Here is a 16480-nt window from a genome sequence, read left to right as displayed (position 1 = left end):
GAAAAGATTGCAATTCAGGCGTAGGGTGAGGTCCGACTTCGGTCCCAGCCCGTCCGCTGGATAAGGGAGTGACGCGTCTTGTACGAACTCTACGAATGGAACCACGCCGTTCTCGCTCCCTTCCGCGCGGTGGCGGATGCGACGCGCACCTTCTACCAGAACCCGCTGAACCCCCTGTCGCAGACGGAAATGGGCCGGACGGTCGCCGCCATGGCCGAACTGTTCGAGCGCACGACGCGCGTCTACGGCAAGCCGGAATGGCTGATCCACGACACGCTGGTGGACGGACTGCGCGTGCCGGTCGTGGACCGCACGGTTCTCGCCAAGCCCTTCGCCAATCTCGTGCATTTCGAGCGCGCCCTGCCGCCCGAGCGCAAGCGCGACCCGCGCTTCCTGATCGTCGCGCCGATGTCCGGCCATTACGCCACGCTCCTGCGCGGCACGGTCGAGGCGCTTCTGCCCTATGGCGAAATCTACATCACCGACTGGATCGACGCGCGCCTCGTGCCGCTCGCGGCCGGTCGCTTCGATCTCGACGATTATGTCGACTACGTCATCGAGATGCTGCATTTCCTCGGGCCGGACACGCATGTGATCGGCGTCTGCCAACCGGCCGTGCCGGTCATGATGGCCGCCGCGCGCATGGCCCATGACGAGGACGCCGCCGCCCCCGCCTCGATGACGCTGATGGGCGGTCCGATCGACACGCGCGTCAACCCGACGGCGGTCAACAAGCTCGCCGAATCCAAGGGGATCGACTGGTTCCGCGACAATGTCGTGATGAAGGTGCCGTTCCCGCATCCCGGCTTCATGCGCGACGTCTATCCGGGCTTCCTGCAGCTCACCGGCTTCATGTCGATGAATCTGGACCGGCACCTCATCGCCCACAAGGACTTCTACTGGCATCTGGTGAAGAACGACGGCGACAGCGCCGAGAAGCACCGCACCTTCTACGACGAATACAACGCGGTGATGGACCTCACGGCCGAGTTCTATCTCCAGACCGTCGAAGAGGTCTTCATCAAGCATTCGCTGCCGAGGGGCGAAATCACCCATCGCGGGCTCAAGCTCGACATGGGCAAGATCACGAAGACGGCGCTTCTCACCGTGGAAGGCGAGAACGACGACATTTCCGGCGTCGGCCAGACCCGCGCCGCGCAGACGCTCTGCCGCAACATTCCCGACGACATGCGCGTCCACTATCTCCAGCCCAAGGTCGGCCATTACGGCGTGTTCAACGGCTCGCGCTTCCGCGCCGAGATCGCCCCGCGCATCGTGGACTTCGCGCTGACGCACGGGTTGGAAGCACGCGCCCGCCGCGCCGGCGCCTCCCCTGCGCCTGCCGCATCCGCCGAGGCCGCGCCGTCCACCGACGACGTGCCTGGACCTACCCCCATCGCGGAAGCGATCCTCGCGCCGCCCGCCGATCCGATCGAGGAAGCCGCCGAAGCGGCCGAGATGCGCGCGGCCGAACTCGACCTGCCGCATGGAACGGCCGACGAGGAGAGCACCACCAAAGGCGCATCCGGCCTGATGAAGGCCCTGCGCAAGGTCAAGCGCAAGGGGTGAGCGTTTGGGTCAGGTGATTCGCAATCCTGACCGGCGGCGTTGAATCGGACCGTTGGCGATCCCATCTCGAGACTGGGATCGCCGCCCGCTGCCCATGGGCTTTCGGTTGATGGATACCGCTAGATGAAGTCTCACGCCTTGATCCGCCCCGCCTGGACCCCCGCGACGATCGCGCTGATGGTTCTGGGCTTCATGGCCTATTGGCCCCTCGGCCTCGCCGTTCTTGCCTATATTCTCTGGGGCGACCGGCTGGAGGCCTTCCGCTTCGACGTGAACCGCGCCACGGATCGCGTCGTGGACGGCTTTCGCCGGTCGGGCGCCAAGGTGCCCTTCGGCGCCGGCGCCACGGGCAATCTCGCCTTCGACGAATGGCGCGACGGCGAGCTGAAGCGCCTCGACGAGGAACGCCGCCGGCTCGACAATGCCAGCGCCGAGTTCGAGACCTATGCTCGCGAGCTGCGCCGCGCCAAGGACCGCGAGGAGTTCGACCGCTTCATGAGCCAGCGCGGCCGCCGCGCCGGCGCCGTGGACGCCGACGTCGTTCAGGGCTGACGCGCCCGCCTTGCCAGACACAACGAGCCGCCGGTTCTGCCGGCGGCTTTTTCGTGCGCCATCCCCAGAGCTTCCGGGCCGGCGACGAACCCGCTATGACACGAGCCGGACCGCCCCGACGGGGCTTTCAGAGCAACAGAACCGGGACTGAGCGCCCGAAGAGACCGGATGCCGGCCTTTTTGAAACGCCTCCTGCCAACCGCCCGCAAGCCCGCGCTGCCGGACGAGCTTCTCGTCAACGAGCGGCGCGTGCCGCTTCAGGTGCGCGAGCATCCGACCGCCCGGCGCATCGTCCTGCGCATCGCGCCCGGCGGGGGCGGGGTTCGGCTCACCGTGCCGCGCCGCACCGCGCGCGCCACGATCCTCGACTTTCTGGAGCGCCATCGCGGCTGGATGGAGGAGCGCCTCGGCCCGGCACCCTCCCATGTGGCGGACGGCGCCTTTCTGCCGTTTCGCGGCGGCTCGCTTCTCGTGCGCCACGATCCCGCGCGCCGTCTCGCCCGGCTCGACCCGCCGGCCGGCGAGGGCGAGCCCTGGCGACTTCATGTGGGCGGCGAGGCCGCGCATACGGCGCGGCGCGTCGCCGACGCCCTGAAGCGCGAGGCGCGGCGCGATCTGGAAGCGGCCGTCGAGCGCCATGCGATGGCGCTTGGCCTTCGCCCGCGCGCGCTCTCCCTCAAGGACACGACGAGCCGCTGGGGCTCCTGCACGGCGGACCGGCGCCTGTCCTTTTCCTGGCGCATCGTCATGGCCCCGCCCTTCGTGCTGGACTATCTCGTGGCGCATGAAATGGCGCATTTGCGGGAGATGAACCATGGGCCGGGCTTCTGGGCGCTGTGCCGCGAGCTCTGCCCCGGCATGGACGCGGGGAGGGACTGGCTGCGGCGCGAGGGGGCGAGCCTTCATGCCTGGCGCTTTTCGCCGGCTGAGCCATGTCAAAACGCGGCCTGACCGCCGCCCGCGCTTTACACTCGCCGCATTCGGGGGCGATAAGAAATCCTTCATGAAAGCTTCGAGCGACGAGCCGCTTCGGGCGGTTCGAACCGGGATGGATCAGTGACACGACCGCATATCAAAATCTGCGGACTGAAGACCGAGACCGATATCGACACCGTGCTCGGGCGCGGCGGCTCGGAAATTGGCTTCATCCATTTCGGCCCGAGCCCGCGCCATCTGGAGCTGGAGGCGATGATCCGCCTGCGCGCCCATGTGGCGGGGCGCGCCGCCGTCACGGTCGTCACCGTCAATGCCGACGACGAGGTGCTGGAGCGCATCGCCGCGCGCGTGCGGCCCGACACGCTGCAGCTTCACGGCGCGGAATCGCCCGCGCGCGTCGCCGAGATCGCGGCGCTGACCGGCCTTCCCGTCATGAAGGCGATTTCCGTCTCGACGCGAGAGGACCTGGAGGCCGTCGCGCGCTTCCGCCCCGTCGCCGACCGGCTTCTTCTCGACGCCAAGCGCCCCAAGGGTTCGGTTCTGCCCGGCGGCAACGGCGTGTCCTTCGACTGGAGCCTTCTCGACGCGCTCGGCGAGGATCGCCGGTTCCTCCTGTCGGGCGGGCTGACGGCCGCCAATGTGGCCGATGCCGTGCGCCGCGTGCGCCCGCAGGGGCTCGACGTTTCCTCGGGCGTCGAATCGGCGCCGGGTCGCAAGGACGCGGGCCTCATCCATCATTTCTTCGACGCGCTCGACGCCGCCTCGGCGGCCGACGCTCCCTCCAGCCTTGAGCGACGCTTCGCATGACCGAGATCCCGATCCCCAATTCCTTCAAGCTCGGCCCCGACGACGACGGCCGCTTCGGCCTGTTCGGCGGACGCTTCGTCGCCGAAACCCTGATGCCGATCATTCTGGATCTGGAAGCGGCCTACAAGGCGGCCAAGGGCGACGAGGATTTCCGCGCCGAGCTCGCCGATCTCCAGACGCACTACACCGGCCGCCCGAGCCCGCTCTACTTCGCCGAGCGGTTAACCCAAGAGTTCGGCGGCGCGCGCGTCTACTTCAAGCGTGAGGAGCTGAACCACACCGGCTCGCACAAGATCAACAATTGCCTCGGGCAAATCCTGCTCGCCCGGCGCATGGGCAAGACGCGCATCATCGCCGAAACGGGCGCGGGCCAGCATGGCGTCGCCACCGCGACCGTCTGCGCGCGCTTCGGCATGCCCTGCGTCGTCTTCATGGGCGCGACGGACGTGGAGCGCCAGAAGCCCAACGTCTTCCGCATGAAGTTGCTGGGCGCCGAGGTGCGGGCCGTGACGGCGGGCGCCGGCACGCTCAAGGACGCCATGAACGAGGCGCTGCGCGACTGGGTGACCAATGTCGAGGACACCTACTACCTGATCGGCACGGCGGCCGGCCCGCATCCCTATCCGGCCATGGTGCGCGACTTCCAGCAGATCATCGGCGACGAAACGCGCCAGCAGATGCTGGACGAGACCGGCGCGCTGCCCGATGCCGTGGTCGCTTGCGTCGGCGGCGGCTCCAACGCCATCGGCATGTTCCGCGCCTTCCTGGACGACCCTTCCGTCGCGATCTACGGGGCGGAAGCCGGCGGCCACGGGATCGATGTCGAGAACGGCCATGCCGCCTCGATGAGCGGCGGGCGGCCGGGCGTCCTCCACGGCAACCGCACCTATCTCCTGCAGGACGCGAACGGCCAGATTCTCGAAGGCCACTCCATCTCGGCCGGCCTCGACTATCCGGGCGTCGGCCCCGAACACGCCTGGCTGCGCGACACCGGCCGCGTGTCCTACGTGCCGGTGACGGACAAGGAAGCGGTGGACGCCTTCCATCTCTGCACCCGGCTGGAGGGCATCATCCCGGCGCTGGAATCGGCCCATGGCCTCGCCCATGTCGCCAAGATCGCGCCCACCATGCGCCCCGACCAGTCCATCGTCCTCTGCCTGTCGGGCCGCGGCGACAAGGACGTCCACACGATCGCCAAGTCCATGGGGCTGGAGATCTGACGGGCATGAGCGCGGCCCCGGATCGCTACCGACCGCGCTACGTGTCCCGGCTCGGTCTCGGCCATCCGGCCGGGGCCGCGCTGAAACTCTACGGGATCGACGTCGACGGCCGAGCGCTTCCCGCCGATCTCGTGAAGGAGATGCACGCGGTCCTCGCGGACCATTCTCCGGGCGAAGGGCGCTTGGGCTTCGCCATTCTGCACCGAGGGGAAGAAGCCGTCTGGCTGCTTCTCCATTGGTGGATCGAGGGCGGCATTCTCGCGGAGCGTCTCTGGCGTCGGCCGCTCGATGGCGGCGAGACGGCGCGCTTCACGTCGGTCGATCGGCCCTTGATGGCCTGCGTCTGGGAGCTGGTGCCCATCGCCTTCGAGCGGGACGCCTATGTCGCGACCCTGATGAATGGTGGCACCCAAGGCGACTATCTGGCCCGGACCCTTGCGGAAGGCTGGTACTGATATGCAGGCGAACTCGACCGACGTTCGGGCGATCTCGATCGACGTGACCTGCCCGGACGAGGCGACGGCGCGCGAGATCGCCGATGCGCTGATCGGCCGGCGGCTCGCGGCCTGCTGCCGGATCGGCGCGCCGGTCGAAAGCCGCTACTGGTGGAACGGGGCGATCGAGCGGGCGGCGGAAGTGCCGCTCGTGGTCAAGACGCGGGCCGACTTCTTCGATGCAGTGGCCGAAGCGGTGCGCGCCTTGCACCCCTACGAGACGCCGGCGATCCTCGGCACGCCGGTTCTCGCCGACGCGGCCACCTTGAGATGGATCGCGGACGCCTGTATCGCATCCTCCTGACGAATTCTGGATGACGAACCGGGCGCGAGGCTTTCCCATGACGACACGCATCGAAAGGCGCTTTGCCGATCTGAAGGCCAAGGGACGGCCGGCGCTCGTCACCTTCATCATGGCGGGCGACCCGAACGGGGACACGACCCTGGCGGTGCTGAAGGGGCTGCCGGCGGCCGGCGCGGACCTCATCGAACTCGGCATGCCCTTTTCCGACCCGATGGCCGACGGCCCGGCCATCCAGCGCGCCGGCCTGCGCGCGCTGGAAGCCGGCGAAACCCTGGCCCGCACGCTGGACACGGTCCGCGCCTTTCGCGAAAGCGACGCGCAGACGCCGATCATTCTCATGGGCTATTTCAACCCGGTCTATATCTACGGCGTCGAGCGCTTCGTGGCGGACGCCAAGGCCGCGGGCGTCGATGGCTTGATCGTCGTCGATCTGCCGCCCGAGATGGACAGCGAATTGTGCCTGCCGGCGATCGAGGGCGGTCTGAACTTCGTGCGGCTGGCCACGCCCACGACCGACGAGAAGCGCCTGCCGGCGGTTCTGAAGAACACGTCGGGCTTCGTCTACTACGTCTCGGTCAACGGCATCACCGGCGCGGCCGCGCCGGACACGACGGCGGTCGCCGCCGCCGTCGAGCGCATCAAGGCCAAGACCGCGCTGCCGGTCTGCGTCGGCTTCGGCGTGCGCACGGCCGAGCAGGCCCGCGCCATCGGCCGCCATGCGGACGGCGTCGTGGTCGGCTCGGCGCTGGTCGCCGCCATGGAAGGCGCGGCCGAGCGCGGAACGGACGCGGTGGTCGAGGCGGTCTGCGGGCTCGTGCGCGAGCTGGCCGAGGGTCTTGCCGATCTCAAGCTTGCGGCGGCCTGAGCGCGCCGCCATCTCCACCCTTTCAGCGCTCCGCACGGGGCGAGCAGCATCGTCGAGGGATCGGTCCCATGAACTGGATCACCAACTACGTCCGCCCCAAGCTCACCAGCCTTCTCGGCCAGCCCTCGCGCGAGGTGCCGGAGAACCTGTGGATCAAATGCCCGGAAACGGGCGAGATGGTCTTCCACAAGGATCTGGAAGCCAACCAGTTCGTCATCCCCTCGTCCAACGTCCACATGAAGATCGGCGCGCGGGACCGCCTCGCGCATTTCTTCGACGGCGGCATTTTCGAGGAGATCGCGCTTGAGAAGGCGCCGCTCGACCCGCTGAAGTTCCGCGATTCCAAGCGCTACACGGACCGTCTGAAGGAATACAAGACCAAGACGGGCCTGGAAGATTCCGTGCTCGTCGCCGCCGGCGAGATCGAGACGCTGCCGATCGTCGCCGCCGTTCAGGACTTCGCCTTCATGGGCGGCTCGCTCGGCATGGCCGCCGGCGAGGCGATCGTCACCGCCGCCGAGACCGCCGTGGAGCGCAAGCGCCCGCTGGTTCTCTTCGCGGGCTCGGGCGGCGCGCGCATGCAGGAGGGCATCCTGTCGCTCATGCAACTGCCGCGCACCACGGTCGCGGTGGACATGGTGAAGGAAGCGGGCCTTCCCTACATCGTCGTCCTCACCAACCCGACGACGGGCGGCGTCACCGCGTCCTACGCGATGCTCGGCGACGTTCACATCGCCGAGCCCGGCGCGGTGATCGGCTTTGCCGGCGCGCGCGTCATCGAGCAGACGATCCGCGAGAAGCTGCCCGAGGGCTTCCAGCGCTCCGAATATCTGATGGAGCACGGCATGGTGGACATGGTGGTCCACCGCCACGAGCTGAAGAACACGATCGCGAAGCTCCTGAAGGTGCTGACCAAGACGCCGGCCGCGCTCCTGCCGCCGCCGCCGGAAAACGACGACGCGGCGCCCACCGCCGCCGACGCCGCCTGACACCCGGAGCGCCCGTGACATCCGCCCCCAGCCTTGCCGACCAGGAAATCGGCAAGCTACTCCAGCTTCATCCCAAGGGCTTCGACCTGAAGCTCGACCGGGTGTCCCGGCTGCTCGCCGAACTCGGCTCGCCGCAGGATCGGCTCGCGCCGGTGATCCATGTCGCGGGAACCAACGGCAAGGGCTCCACCACGGCCTTCTGCCGCGCGATCCTGGAAGCGGACGGCAAGGCGGTGCATGTCCACACCTCGCCCCATCTCGTCGACTGGCACGAGCGCTATCGGCTCGGCCGGGCGGGCGGGCGCGGCGAACTCGTCTCCGACGAGGTGCTGGCCGAGGCGATCGTCCGGGTGGCCGACGCCAATCGCGGCCAGTCCATCACCGTGTTCGAGCTTCTGACGGCGGTCGGCTTTCTCCTGTTTGCCGAGCATCCCGCCGACGCGACGCTTCTGGAAGTTGGGCTCGGCGGGCGCTTCGACGCGACCAATGTGATCGGGCCGCCGGCGGTCAGCGTCGTCACCTCGATCTCGCTCGACCACCAAAGCTTTCTCGGCGACACGGTGGAGAAGATCGCGGGCGAGAAGGCCGGCATCTTCAAGCGCGGCGCGCCGGTCGTGATCGGGCCACAGACCAGCGCCGGGGCGCTCGACGTTCTCTGTGCCGAGGCCGCGCGCACCGGCGCCCCGGTGCGGGTCTACGGGCAGGACTTTCTCGGCTTCGAGGAGCATGGGCGCTTCGTCTATCAGGACGAGCGCGGGCTTCTCGATCTGCCCATGCCGCGTCTGCCCGGCCGGCACCAGATCGGTAATGCGGCGACGGCCATCGCGGCGCTGCGCGCGGGCGGCTTCGACCCGTCGCCCGCCGCGATCGAGGCGGGGCTCGGGCGCGTCGAATGGCCGGGCCGCCTCCAGCGCGTCACCTCCGGGCCGCTTTTCGACCTCTGCGTGCCCGGCTCGGAGCTTTGGCTGGATGGCGGGCACAATCCGGGCGCCGGCGTCGTGGTGGCCGAGGCCATCGCCGACATGGAGGACCGCGTCCAGCGGCCGCTCTTCCTGATCGCGGGCATGCTCACCACCAAGGAGCCGGTCGGCTTCTTCGAAGCCTTCGCCGGCATGGCGCGCCATGTCTTCACCGTGCCGATCCGTTCCTCCGACAGCGGCTTGTCGGCCGAGGATCTGGCGGACGCCGCGATCGAGGCGGGGCTGGAAGCCGAGCCTTGCGACAGCGTGGAGGAGGCGATCCGGCTCGTATCCACGGGCTGGCAGTCGAGCCCCGCGCCGCGCTTCCTCGTCTGCGGCTCGCTCTATCTCGTCGGCGAGGTCCTGCGCGACAGCGGCCTCGCTCCGCGCTGAACGACATTCGCGTTCCGTCGAACAAACGCGTTCCGCCCAACAAAAAAGCCCGCGCGAGGCGCGGGCTTTTCGCTGTCGGTGACGAGGCCGATCAGGCGGCGACGTTGGAATTGATCCAGGCGACGAGCTTGGATTTGGGCGCGGCGCCGACCTGAACCGAGGCCTGCTCGCCGTTCTTGAAGAGCATGAGCGTCGGGATCGAGCGCACGCCGAACTGCGCGGCGAGGTCCGGGTTCTCGTCGATATTCACCTTCACGATGTCGACGGCGCCCATCTCCTCGGAGATTTCCTCCAGCGCCGGGGCGATCATCTTGCACGGGCCGCACCATTCGGCCCAGAAGTCCACCACGACGGGCTTCGTGTTCTGCAGCACGTCGGACTGGAAATTGCTGTTGTCTGTCTTCTTGGTGGCCATGCGTCGGCTCCGGTGAGAAGCCGGGTTCAAAGCCCGGCTCGGGAAGGGAAGACACGCGACTCGGGGAACATCTCCGGCGCGGTCCGTCCCGTCATAGGTAGATGGGGCGAGGCCCGGCTTCAAGCCGAGCCGCGCGACCCTTCCGCGCGCCGCGCCCGCGCCTCCAAAGCCTGGTCCAGCGCCGGCGCGTCGATCTCCACCAGAACCGGCCCTTCCGTATAAAGCAGCGCGGCCCGGATCTCGGCCTTCGGATAAAGCGGCTTCAGGAGTTCGCGATAAAGCGCGAGCTGCAGGAGATAGGGCGGGGGCGTGTCCTCGGGCCGTTCGGTGAACGATCTGTTCGTCTTGTAGTCGAGAATCCGCACGATCCCGTCCTCGACAGAGAGCCGGTCGATCGAGCCGTTGACGACATAGTCGTGGCCCCCCAGCGCCAGCTTGCCGGACACCGAGACCTCGGCCCGGCTGCCCTCGCGAAAATAGGGCGCGAAGCTCGGGTCCTTCAGGAGGCCGCAGGCCTTGTGGAGAACGGCGTCGCGCTCCTCCTGCGGCAGGAAGGCGCCGGCGACGTCCAGAAACAGCCGCGCGCGCGCCTCGCGATCCTCCGTCCCGATATCGGGCAGGATCTGCAGCAGCTTGTGAACCAGCGTTCCCCGCCGGATCGCGACGCCCGGCTCGCGTCCCGCGCCGAGCACGGGCGACAGGGCGTCGACGCCCGGCGGTTCGGGCGCGTCGCGCGGCTCGGCGTCGAGCGCGTCGATGGATTCGATCCGGTGCGCGCCGCCCGCCGTGGACGGCGCGAGCGGGCGGGGCGGGGTCGGCTCGGGCGCAAGGGGCTTCAGATCGACCGCGCGCTCCGGCGCATCCGGCGCGGCGTCCCGGTGGAGGGCGAGGCGCTCAAGGGAGGGATCGGCGCCGAGGCGCCAGGCGATCGTCTCGCCGGTTTCCACGTTCTTGATCTCGCGCGCGCGCGGGCGGAGCGAGGCTTCCACGCGCTGAAGCCAGGAGGCCTGGTCCGGCCCGCGCGTGCCCGACAGGCCGCAGACCACCAGCCGGTCGGCCGCGCGCGTCATGCCGACATAAAGGAGCCGGCGATATTCGTCCTCGGCGCGGGCGCGCTCGCCCTCCTGAAGCACGCGCACCACATCGTTGCGAACCGCCGATTCCGGGCACCAGAGAAAGCCCGGCGGCTGGCCGGGCGGCAGGCCCGGCATGTCCGTCCATTCCAGAAGCTTGGCGCCATGGCTGTGGCTGAACGGCGCGGAGCCGGGATCGACTAGGAACACGACCGGCGCCTCGAGCCCTTTCGACGCGTGCGTCGTCATGATGCGAACTTCGCCGCGCCCGCCCTCGGTCTCGCGCTTGATCTCGGGCGGCGAGGCTTCGAGATCGGCCAGAAAGGCGTCGAGCCCGCCGCGCCCGGCCGATTCCTCGGCGAGCGCCAGATCGAGAAACGCGTCCACCACATCGCCCGCGTCGCGCCCGAGCCGGGCGACGAGCTGCGCCCGCCCGCCCTCGGGGCCGAGAATTCGGGCAAAGAAGGTGAAGACCGTTTCGAAGCCGGCGCGCCGGCGCAGCTCTTCCAGCCGCCCGAACGCTCGGCTCGCCTTCACCAGAAGGGCCTCGCGCGCCGCGCCCTTCACGAAACCCGGCAGACGTTTCTCGGCGCCGGCAAAGGTCAGGCGGCGGAGCGCGAGGTAAAGCGGCTCGGCGCGTCCGTCGGTCGAGCGCGAGAGGGCGAGCGCCATGAGGTCCTCGTCGGAAAAGCCGAAGAGCGGACTTTTCAGGACGGCGGCGAGCGACAGCTCGTCTTCGCTGTTGGAGACGACGCGCCCGAGCGCGACGAGATCGGACACGGCGATATGGTCGGTGATGGTGAGCCGGTCGGCCCCCGCCACGGGAATGCCGGCTTCGCGCAGCGCCGCGCCCATCGCGCCGACGAAGCCGGAGCGCTTGCGCACGAGGACGATGACGTCGCCGGGGCCGAGCGCCCGGCGCTCGCCCTTCACTCTGATCGGCTCGCCGATCCAGCTCCTGATCGTCTCGGCGATGCGGCGGGCGAGGCGGTTGGCGGGCGAGGCCTCGGGCTCGTGGTCGATCGGGTCGAGCCAGTCGTCGGACAGGACGCGGGTGGAGGGGACGAGCGCCGGCCAGACCTCGATCAGGCCCGGCTCGCTTCCGCGCGCCGAGACATGGACGGGCGGCTCGCCGCCGAAGGTGAGGCCGCGCCGGTCTTCGGGCTCGGCGAAGACCTGATCCACGGCGTCGAGCACGTCCGCCACGGAGCGGAAGGAGCGGTGCAGCTCGACGCGCTCGAAGGGCAGGCCGGCGGCCTCCGCCAGCCGCTGGAGATTGGTGCGCTCGTTGGTGAACATGGCGGGCGAGGCGCCCTGGAAGGAGTAGATCGACTGTTTCTCGTCGCCCACGGCGAAGATCGTGCGCGGCGCCTTCCGGGCCGAAGCGCCCGCGAAGAACTCCTCCACGAGCTGGCGCACGACCTCCCATTGGCGCGGGCTCGTGTCCTGCGCCTCGTCGACGAGAACATGGTCGATGCCCTGGTCGAGCTTGAAATGCACCCAGCTCGACGCTTCGGCCCGCAGCAAGAGATCGGCGGTGCGCACGATCAGGTCCTCGAAGTCGAGCCGACCGCGCTTGCGCTTCAGCGCCGCATAATCGCCCTCCAGCTTCTCGGCGATGGCGAGCGCGGCGCGGCTGGCGCGGAACAGGCGCAGGGTGGCAAGGCGCTCGCAGGCCTCGTCCACATAGTCGGCCGCTTCCTCCAGCCGCTCGGCGAAGTCGGGAAAGCCGTCCGCGACCGCCTTGGTGGCGACGGAGGAGGGCTTGTAGCGCCCGCCATCCTTCTTCTGCACGAGTTCGCGCAAGGCCTCGAAGCGGCGCGTCGGCGTCTCGGCCGCCTCGAAGGCGGCGAGCTTTTCGAGGAGCTTGGCGTCGGTGGTCTTGTTCGAGCGCCCGGCGGCTTCCGCCAGGGCCTCGCGAAAACTGTCCTCGAAGCCCGGCGGGTCGATGGCGCCGGCGAGAATCGCGTCCTCGTCGTCTCCCTCGCGCAAGCCCAGCGCCTTGCGCAGAAGCGGCACCGCGCCTTCCAGGCCGCCGACGAATTCCAGATGGCGGCGAATGCGGTCGCGCTTGGCGACGATCTCGCCCAGCAGCGCGTCGAGCCCCCATTCGCCGGCCAGCGTCAGCGCGTCGGCGAAGGCGAGCGTCAGCTCTGCGCGCTCGGGGTCGGCGGGATCGTCCGTCGAGCCGGCCACGAACATGCGCCGGGCTTCCGCCAGGAGCAGCGCGCTTTCGGTCTCGTCCATCACCTCGAAATGGCCGGGAATATTGGCCTCGATCGGAAACTGATGGAGGATCGCCTCGCAGAAGGCGTGGATGGTCTGGATCTTCAGCCCGCCCGGCGTTTCCAGGGCGCAGGCGAAGAGCCGGCGCGCCCGCGCGATGCGCTCGAGGCTCGGCCGCCGCTGCTCCAGCGCTTCCAAGGCGCGGCCGAGTTCGGCCTCGTCCATCGTCGTCCAGGCGGCGAGGCGCGAGAAGACGCGCGTCTGCATCTCGGCGGCGGCGGCCTTGGTGTAGGTGAGGCACAGGATGCGCGAGGGCTCGGCCCCCGACAGGAGAAGCCGCACCACGCGCTCGGTGAGGACATGCGTCTTGCCCGAGCCCGCGTTCGCCGCCACGAAGACGGAGCGCGCGGGGTCCGAGGCGATGCGCTGCGGGTCTTCCGCGCCCTTGGCCCTGCCTTCGGCCGCGCCCTTCACGACGATGTTCATGGCGCGTCTCCTTCTTCGGGCGCGGCGGCGACGGACCATTCGCGCGCGCGCGCCAGATGGTCGTAATGCCCCGTATAGTCCCCTGCCAGGAACGGCCGGGCACGAGAGGGATAGGTCTTGTCCGCGGCGCGATAGGCCGCGACGAGCCGCTTGAAACTGCCGAGCGCCGCGCCGGCCAGATCGTCGCCCGATTGCGGCTCGCCGGTGCGCCCGCCCCCATGGGCCAGCCGCTCCTCGTAGAATTCGCGCTCGCGCAGGCGCACATAGAGAAGGTCGGCCACCGAGGCGACCGGCCCCAGCGCCTCGAACCCGCCGAGCCGCGCCATCGCCGCTTCCAGCGGCAATTGCGGGGCGAGCAGCGTGCGCGCCTGTTTCACGGACGGGTTCGTGCCGGTCTTGTAGTCGACGATCTCGATGCGCCCGTCCCGCAACAGATCGATGCGGTCGGCATAGCCCGAGAGCGTGAAGTCGAGATCGGGAAAGGCGACCTCGCCGCGAATTTCGGTGAAGCTTCGGGCGATGCCGGGCGCGCGCTCGCGCTCCCATTCGATCATGTTGCGGGCCAGCGTTTCCATGCGCGGCCACCAGATGGCCTCGATCTCGGCCGGCAGCTTCTCCCTCGCGAACTCCTCGCGTGCGATGGCGAGGAGCTTCTCTTCCGCGTCCTCGGCCGAGGGGTCGACGCCTTCGGCCACGAAGCGATGCAGGATCGCGTGGTAGAGATTGCCGCGTTCGGGCGCGCCCGGCGCGCGCAGCATTTCGGGCAGCGGGTCGAGCTTGAGGATGCGCCGCGCATAGACCGCATAGGGATCGCGCACCCAGGTCTCGACCTCGGTGACGGAGGCGCGGCGCGGGCGCACTTCCATGGGCGGGCAGGGCTCGGGCCGGCGGGCGGGGGCCTGCGGCTCCACCGTGTCGAGACGGCGGGCGTGGCGAAGATAGGTCTCGCCGCGCGCCAGGAGATCGGCCTCGCCCGCCTCGCCGGCCAGCGTCAGGATGCGCTGGAGCCAGCGCGAGCGGATGGTCGGCGAGCCGCCGGCGCGGTGCGAGCGGGCCATGACGACGCGCCGGTTGCCGAGCGCCATCCAGAGATCGTGCGCGGCAAGGCCGATGCGGCGCTCGGGCGGGTCGAGCGCGATTTCGGTGCGCATGACGCGCGACAGAAACGCGTCGGAGCGCGCCGCGCGGGGCCATGTGCCCTCGTTGAGGCCGCCGAGGATCATCACGTCCACGTTCTGCAAGCGCGCTTCCAGCGCGCCCCAGACGAAGACGCGCTGCGACAGGCCGCCGCGCGGCTGCACGGTGACGTCGCTCATCAGGGCGCGCACGACGTCGGGCAGCTCTTCGGGCCGGAAACCGAAGCCCGTGTCGGGTGCCGAAACGAGCGAGCGCAGGAAGTCGCGCATCGCAATGCCCGCTTCCTCGGCATAAAGGGCGGTCGGCTTCTCGTCCTCGCCCCGCGCGAGCGCTTCCAGAACCCGCGTCAGGCAGACGGCATAGTCCGCGATCTCGCCTTCGCCGTCGTTGCGCAGGCCCGCCAGCGGCTGCAGCGCCCGTTCCAGCTCGGCGCAGAGGCGGGCGGCCTTGTCCTTGTCCTCCGTTCCGAGCAGTCGCACGGGGCGGGGCGCGCGGCCGTCCTCGGCCTCGGCCTCGTTGCGGCGGCGCTCGAACAGGGCGGCGAGCGTGGCGCCATCGGCGACGCCCGTTCCGCCGCGCAGCGCGATCAGCTCCACGACGCGGGCGGCATCGCGCGCTTCCGCCGCCGGCAGGCCGAGCCGCAGCAGAGGATGTTTCAGAAGCGACAGGAGCGCCACCGGGTCGCCCGGCTCCAGCGCCACCGAAAGCGCGAGCTGCGTGAAGGTGCCGGGCGGCGTCGCCCAGAGCGGGCGGCCGGCGGAATCGTTGGCGAGAACGCCGAAGCGTTCCAGCTCGGCTTCGACGCGGCGGGCGAGGTTGCGGTCCGGCGTCGTCAGCGCGACGGTGGCCGTGGGGTCGCTGAGCGCGTCGCGCATGGCGACCGCAATGGCGAGCGCTTCCTCGCGCTCGTCCGCCGCCTCGATCAGCTCCAGCCCTTTGAGGGCGTCGGGTCCGTGCTGTTCGGCCCGCACCGCCCAGAGATCGGTGGTTTCGGCCGGGCGCAGCGCGTCGGACAGGAAGCGCTCGCGCGCCAGAAGCGGATCGCCCGCGTCCGGCGCCAGCGAATCGACGAGATCGCGCCCGATCAGAAGCCCGCCGAGGATGCGGCGCATGGCGTGCTGCGGATGGCCCGGCGCGGCGATGGAGCGCTTGGCGTCGATCGCCTGGAAGCTTTCCTCGTCGAGATGGCAGTCGACGCCGGGCAGAACCAGCGCGCCGTTCGGCAGGTTGGCGACGGCCTGGAGAAAGCGCACGGTGGAGGGCGCGGTGGCCGTGGTGCCGGCGACGAGGATCGGCGTCTGCGGCCGGGCGCGGCGCAGCCGCTCGGCCTCGGCGTCGAACCAGCGCACGCGCGCCGCCGCGCGGTCCTGAAGCCCGCGCTCGGCCAGGATCGCCGGCCATTGCTCGGTGAGAATCTGGAGGAAGGTCAGCGTCAGCTGCCACCATTCGGCGAGCCGGTCGGGCGCGAGCTGAGCCAGATTGGACAGGCCGGCTTCCTCGTTCACCGCCTCGTCCAGAAAGGCGCAGAGGTCTTCGGCGAGATAAAGCGCGTCGGCGCTGGAGGCAGGCAGGATCAGCTCCTCGCCCGCCAGAAGCCGCAGCGCCTGCCGGTTGAGGCTTTCCTTCCAGATGCGCACCAGCCGGGCCAGAAGCAGCCGGCGCTCCAGCGCGTTCATCTCGGCGATCAGCTCCGCGCCGGGGCCGTCCTCGAACAGGGCGCTCGGGTCGTCCGCGTCGCCGAGCGGCCGGATGCGTGGCAGGATCGCCGCCGCTCCGCCGAGGCGCTTGGCGAATTCCTCGCCGAGCGCGCGCACGGCGCGGCGGGTGGGAACGAGAATGGTGAGCCCGGCGAGCGCCAGCGGATCGTCGCCGAAGGCGTGACCCGGCAGAAAGCGGCCGGACAGGACGCCGTCCGCCAGCGTCGGCAGGAAGGGAAGACCCGGCGAGATGGAAAAGACGTTGGGACGCATGGCCTTAGCCTACAAGAGCCAAGGCCGCGAGGACAGCGCTTCCATGCCGCTATCCCCGGCTCCTCGCGCGCGCTGCCAGGCTCGG

Annotated in this window: 13 protein-coding genes; 10 read left to right on the top strand and 3 right to left on the bottom strand. The window is 69.7% G+C overall.

Going from position 1 to position 16480, the window contains the following annotated elements:
* Window positions 1–78 precede the first annotated feature (78 nt).
* The 10 genes from B146_RS0108435 to B146_RS0108390 all read left to right on the top strand — a co-directional run bounded on the left by B146_RS0108435 (window position 79) and on the right by B146_RS0108390 (window position 9088).
* Window positions 79–1569: a polyhydroxyalkanoate depolymerase gene (locus B146_RS0108435; protein WP_019995994.1), complete on the top strand. Its 1491-nt coding sequence runs from the start codon at window positions 79–81 to the stop codon at window positions 1567–1569.
* A gap of 123 nt (window positions 1570–1692) precedes the next feature.
* On the top strand, window positions 1693–2121 hold the full coding sequence (locus tag B146_RS0108430) for a DUF2852 domain-containing protein (RefSeq protein ID WP_019995993.1): 429 nt from the start codon (window positions 1693–1695) through the stop codon (window positions 2119–2121).
* 168 nt (window positions 2122–2289) lie between these two features.
* The gene (locus B146_RS0108425) at window positions 2290–3072 is read left to right on the top strand and encodes a M48 family metallopeptidase (RefSeq protein ID WP_019995992.1); all 783 of its coding nucleotides are present in this window, start codon (window positions 2290–2292) and stop codon (window positions 3070–3072) included.
* A 105-nt stretch (window positions 3073–3177) separates the two neighbouring features.
* Window positions 3178–3864, top strand: a complete 687-nt coding sequence (locus B146_RS0108420; RefSeq protein ID WP_019995991.1) for a phosphoribosylanthranilate isomerase — start codon at window positions 3178–3180, stop codon at window positions 3862–3864.
* Window positions 3861–5084, top strand: a complete 1224-nt coding sequence (gene trpB / locus B146_RS0108415; RefSeq protein ID WP_019995990.1) for a tryptophan synthase subunit beta — start codon at window positions 3861–3863, stop codon at window positions 5082–5084. Before B146_RS0108420 ends, trpB begins: the two co-directional genes overlap by 4 nt.
* Before the next feature lie 5 nt (window positions 5085–5089).
* Complete coding sequence (locus tag B146_RS25480) at window positions 5090–5539, top strand: hypothetical protein (protein WP_019995989.1); 450 nt, start codon at window positions 5090–5092, stop codon at window positions 5537–5539.
* A gap of 1 nt (window position 5540) precedes the next feature.
* The gene (cutA, locus tag B146_RS0108405; protein ID WP_019995988.1) at window positions 5541–5882 is read left to right on the top strand and encodes a divalent-cation tolerance protein CutA; all 342 of its coding nucleotides are present in this window, start codon (window positions 5541–5543) and stop codon (window positions 5880–5882) included.
* A gap of 37 nt (window positions 5883–5919) precedes the next feature.
* Window positions 5920–6747 carry a tryptophan synthase subunit alpha gene (gene trpA, locus B146_RS0108400; protein WP_019995987.1) on the top strand — a complete coding sequence of 276 codons (828 nt, stop codon included), beginning with the start codon at window positions 5920–5922 and terminating at the stop codon, window positions 6745–6747.
* A gap of 68 nt (window positions 6748–6815) precedes the next feature.
* Entirely contained in the window at window positions 6816–7736 is a 921-nt protein-coding gene (accD, locus tag B146_RS0108395; RefSeq protein ID WP_019995986.1) for an acetyl-CoA carboxylase, carboxyltransferase subunit beta, read from the top strand.
* A gap of 14 nt (window positions 7737–7750) precedes the next feature.
* Complete coding sequence (locus B146_RS0108390) at window positions 7751–9088, top strand: bifunctional folylpolyglutamate synthase/dihydrofolate synthase (protein WP_019995985.1); 1338 nt, start codon at window positions 7751–7753, stop codon at window positions 9086–9088.
* Between the two features lie 91 nt (window positions 9089–9179).
* On the opposite strand, the gene trxA is transcribed toward B146_RS0108390, so the two are convergent.
* From trxA to addB, 3 genes are all read right to left on the bottom strand, one after another.
* A complete protein-coding gene (trxA, locus tag B146_RS0108385; protein ID WP_019995984.1) occupies window positions 9180–9503 on the bottom strand; it encodes a thioredoxin in 324 nt (107 codons plus the stop codon).
* A 119-nt stretch (window positions 9504–9622) separates the two neighbouring features.
* Window positions 9623–13288: a double-strand break repair helicase AddA gene (gene addA / locus B146_RS0108380; RefSeq protein ID WP_019995983.1), complete on the bottom strand. Its 3666-nt coding sequence runs from the start codon at window positions 13286–13288 to the stop codon at window positions 9623–9625.
* On the bottom strand, window positions 13285–16395 hold the full coding sequence (gene addB, locus B146_RS0108375) for a double-strand break repair protein AddB (protein WP_019995982.1): 3111 nt from the start codon (window positions 16393–16395) through the stop codon (window positions 13285–13287). Before addB ends, addA begins: the two co-directional genes overlap by 4 nt.
* Window positions 16396–16480 lie beyond the last annotated feature (85 nt).

Source organism: Aureimonas ureilytica DSM 18598 = NBRC 106430, from assembly GCF_000382705.1.
Classification (GTDB): domain Bacteria; phylum Pseudomonadota; class Alphaproteobacteria; order Rhizobiales; family Rhizobiaceae; genus Aureimonas; species Aureimonas ureilytica.
The sequence above is the reverse complement of the archived record's forward strand: the minus strand, read 5'-3'. Positions and strand labels throughout refer to the sequence as shown.

Excerpts from the sequence above, each read along its gene's own strand:
- B146_RS0108430 (WP_019995993.1), top strand. The coding sequence starts at position 1,693 with ATGAAGTCTCACGCCTTGATCCGCCCCGCCTGGACCCCCGCGACGATC.
- B146_RS0108425 (WP_019995992.1), top strand. The coding sequence starts at position 2,290 with ATGCCGGCCTTTTTGAAACGCCTCCTGCCAACCGCCCGCAAGCCCGCG.
- trpB (WP_019995990.1), top strand. The coding sequence starts at position 3,861 with ATGACCGAGATCCCGATCCCCAATTCCTTCAAGCTCGGCCCCGACGAC.
- B146_RS25480 (WP_019995989.1), top strand. The coding sequence starts at position 5,090 with ATGAGCGCGGCCCCGGATCGCTACCGACCGCGCTACGTGTCCCGGCTC.
- cutA (WP_019995988.1), top strand. The coding sequence starts at position 5,541 with ATGCAGGCGAACTCGACCGACGTTCGGGCGATCTCGATCGACGTGACC.
- trpA (WP_019995987.1), top strand. The coding sequence starts at position 5,920 with ATGACGACACGCATCGAAAGGCGCTTTGCCGATCTGAAGGCCAAGGGA.
- accD (WP_019995986.1), top strand. The coding sequence starts at position 6,816 with ATGAACTGGATCACCAACTACGTCCGCCCCAAGCTCACCAGCCTTCTC.
- trxA (WP_019995984.1), bottom strand. The coding sequence starts at position 9,503 with ATGGCCACCAAGAAGACAGACAACAGCAATTTCCAGTCCGACGTGCTG.
- addA (WP_019995983.1), bottom strand. The coding sequence starts at position 13,288 with ATGAACATCGTCGTGAAGGGCGCGGCCGAAGGCAGGGCCAAGGGCGCG.
- addB (WP_019995982.1), bottom strand. The coding sequence starts at position 16,395 with ATGCGTCCCAACGTCTTTTCCATCTCGCCGGGTCTTCCCTTCCTGCCG.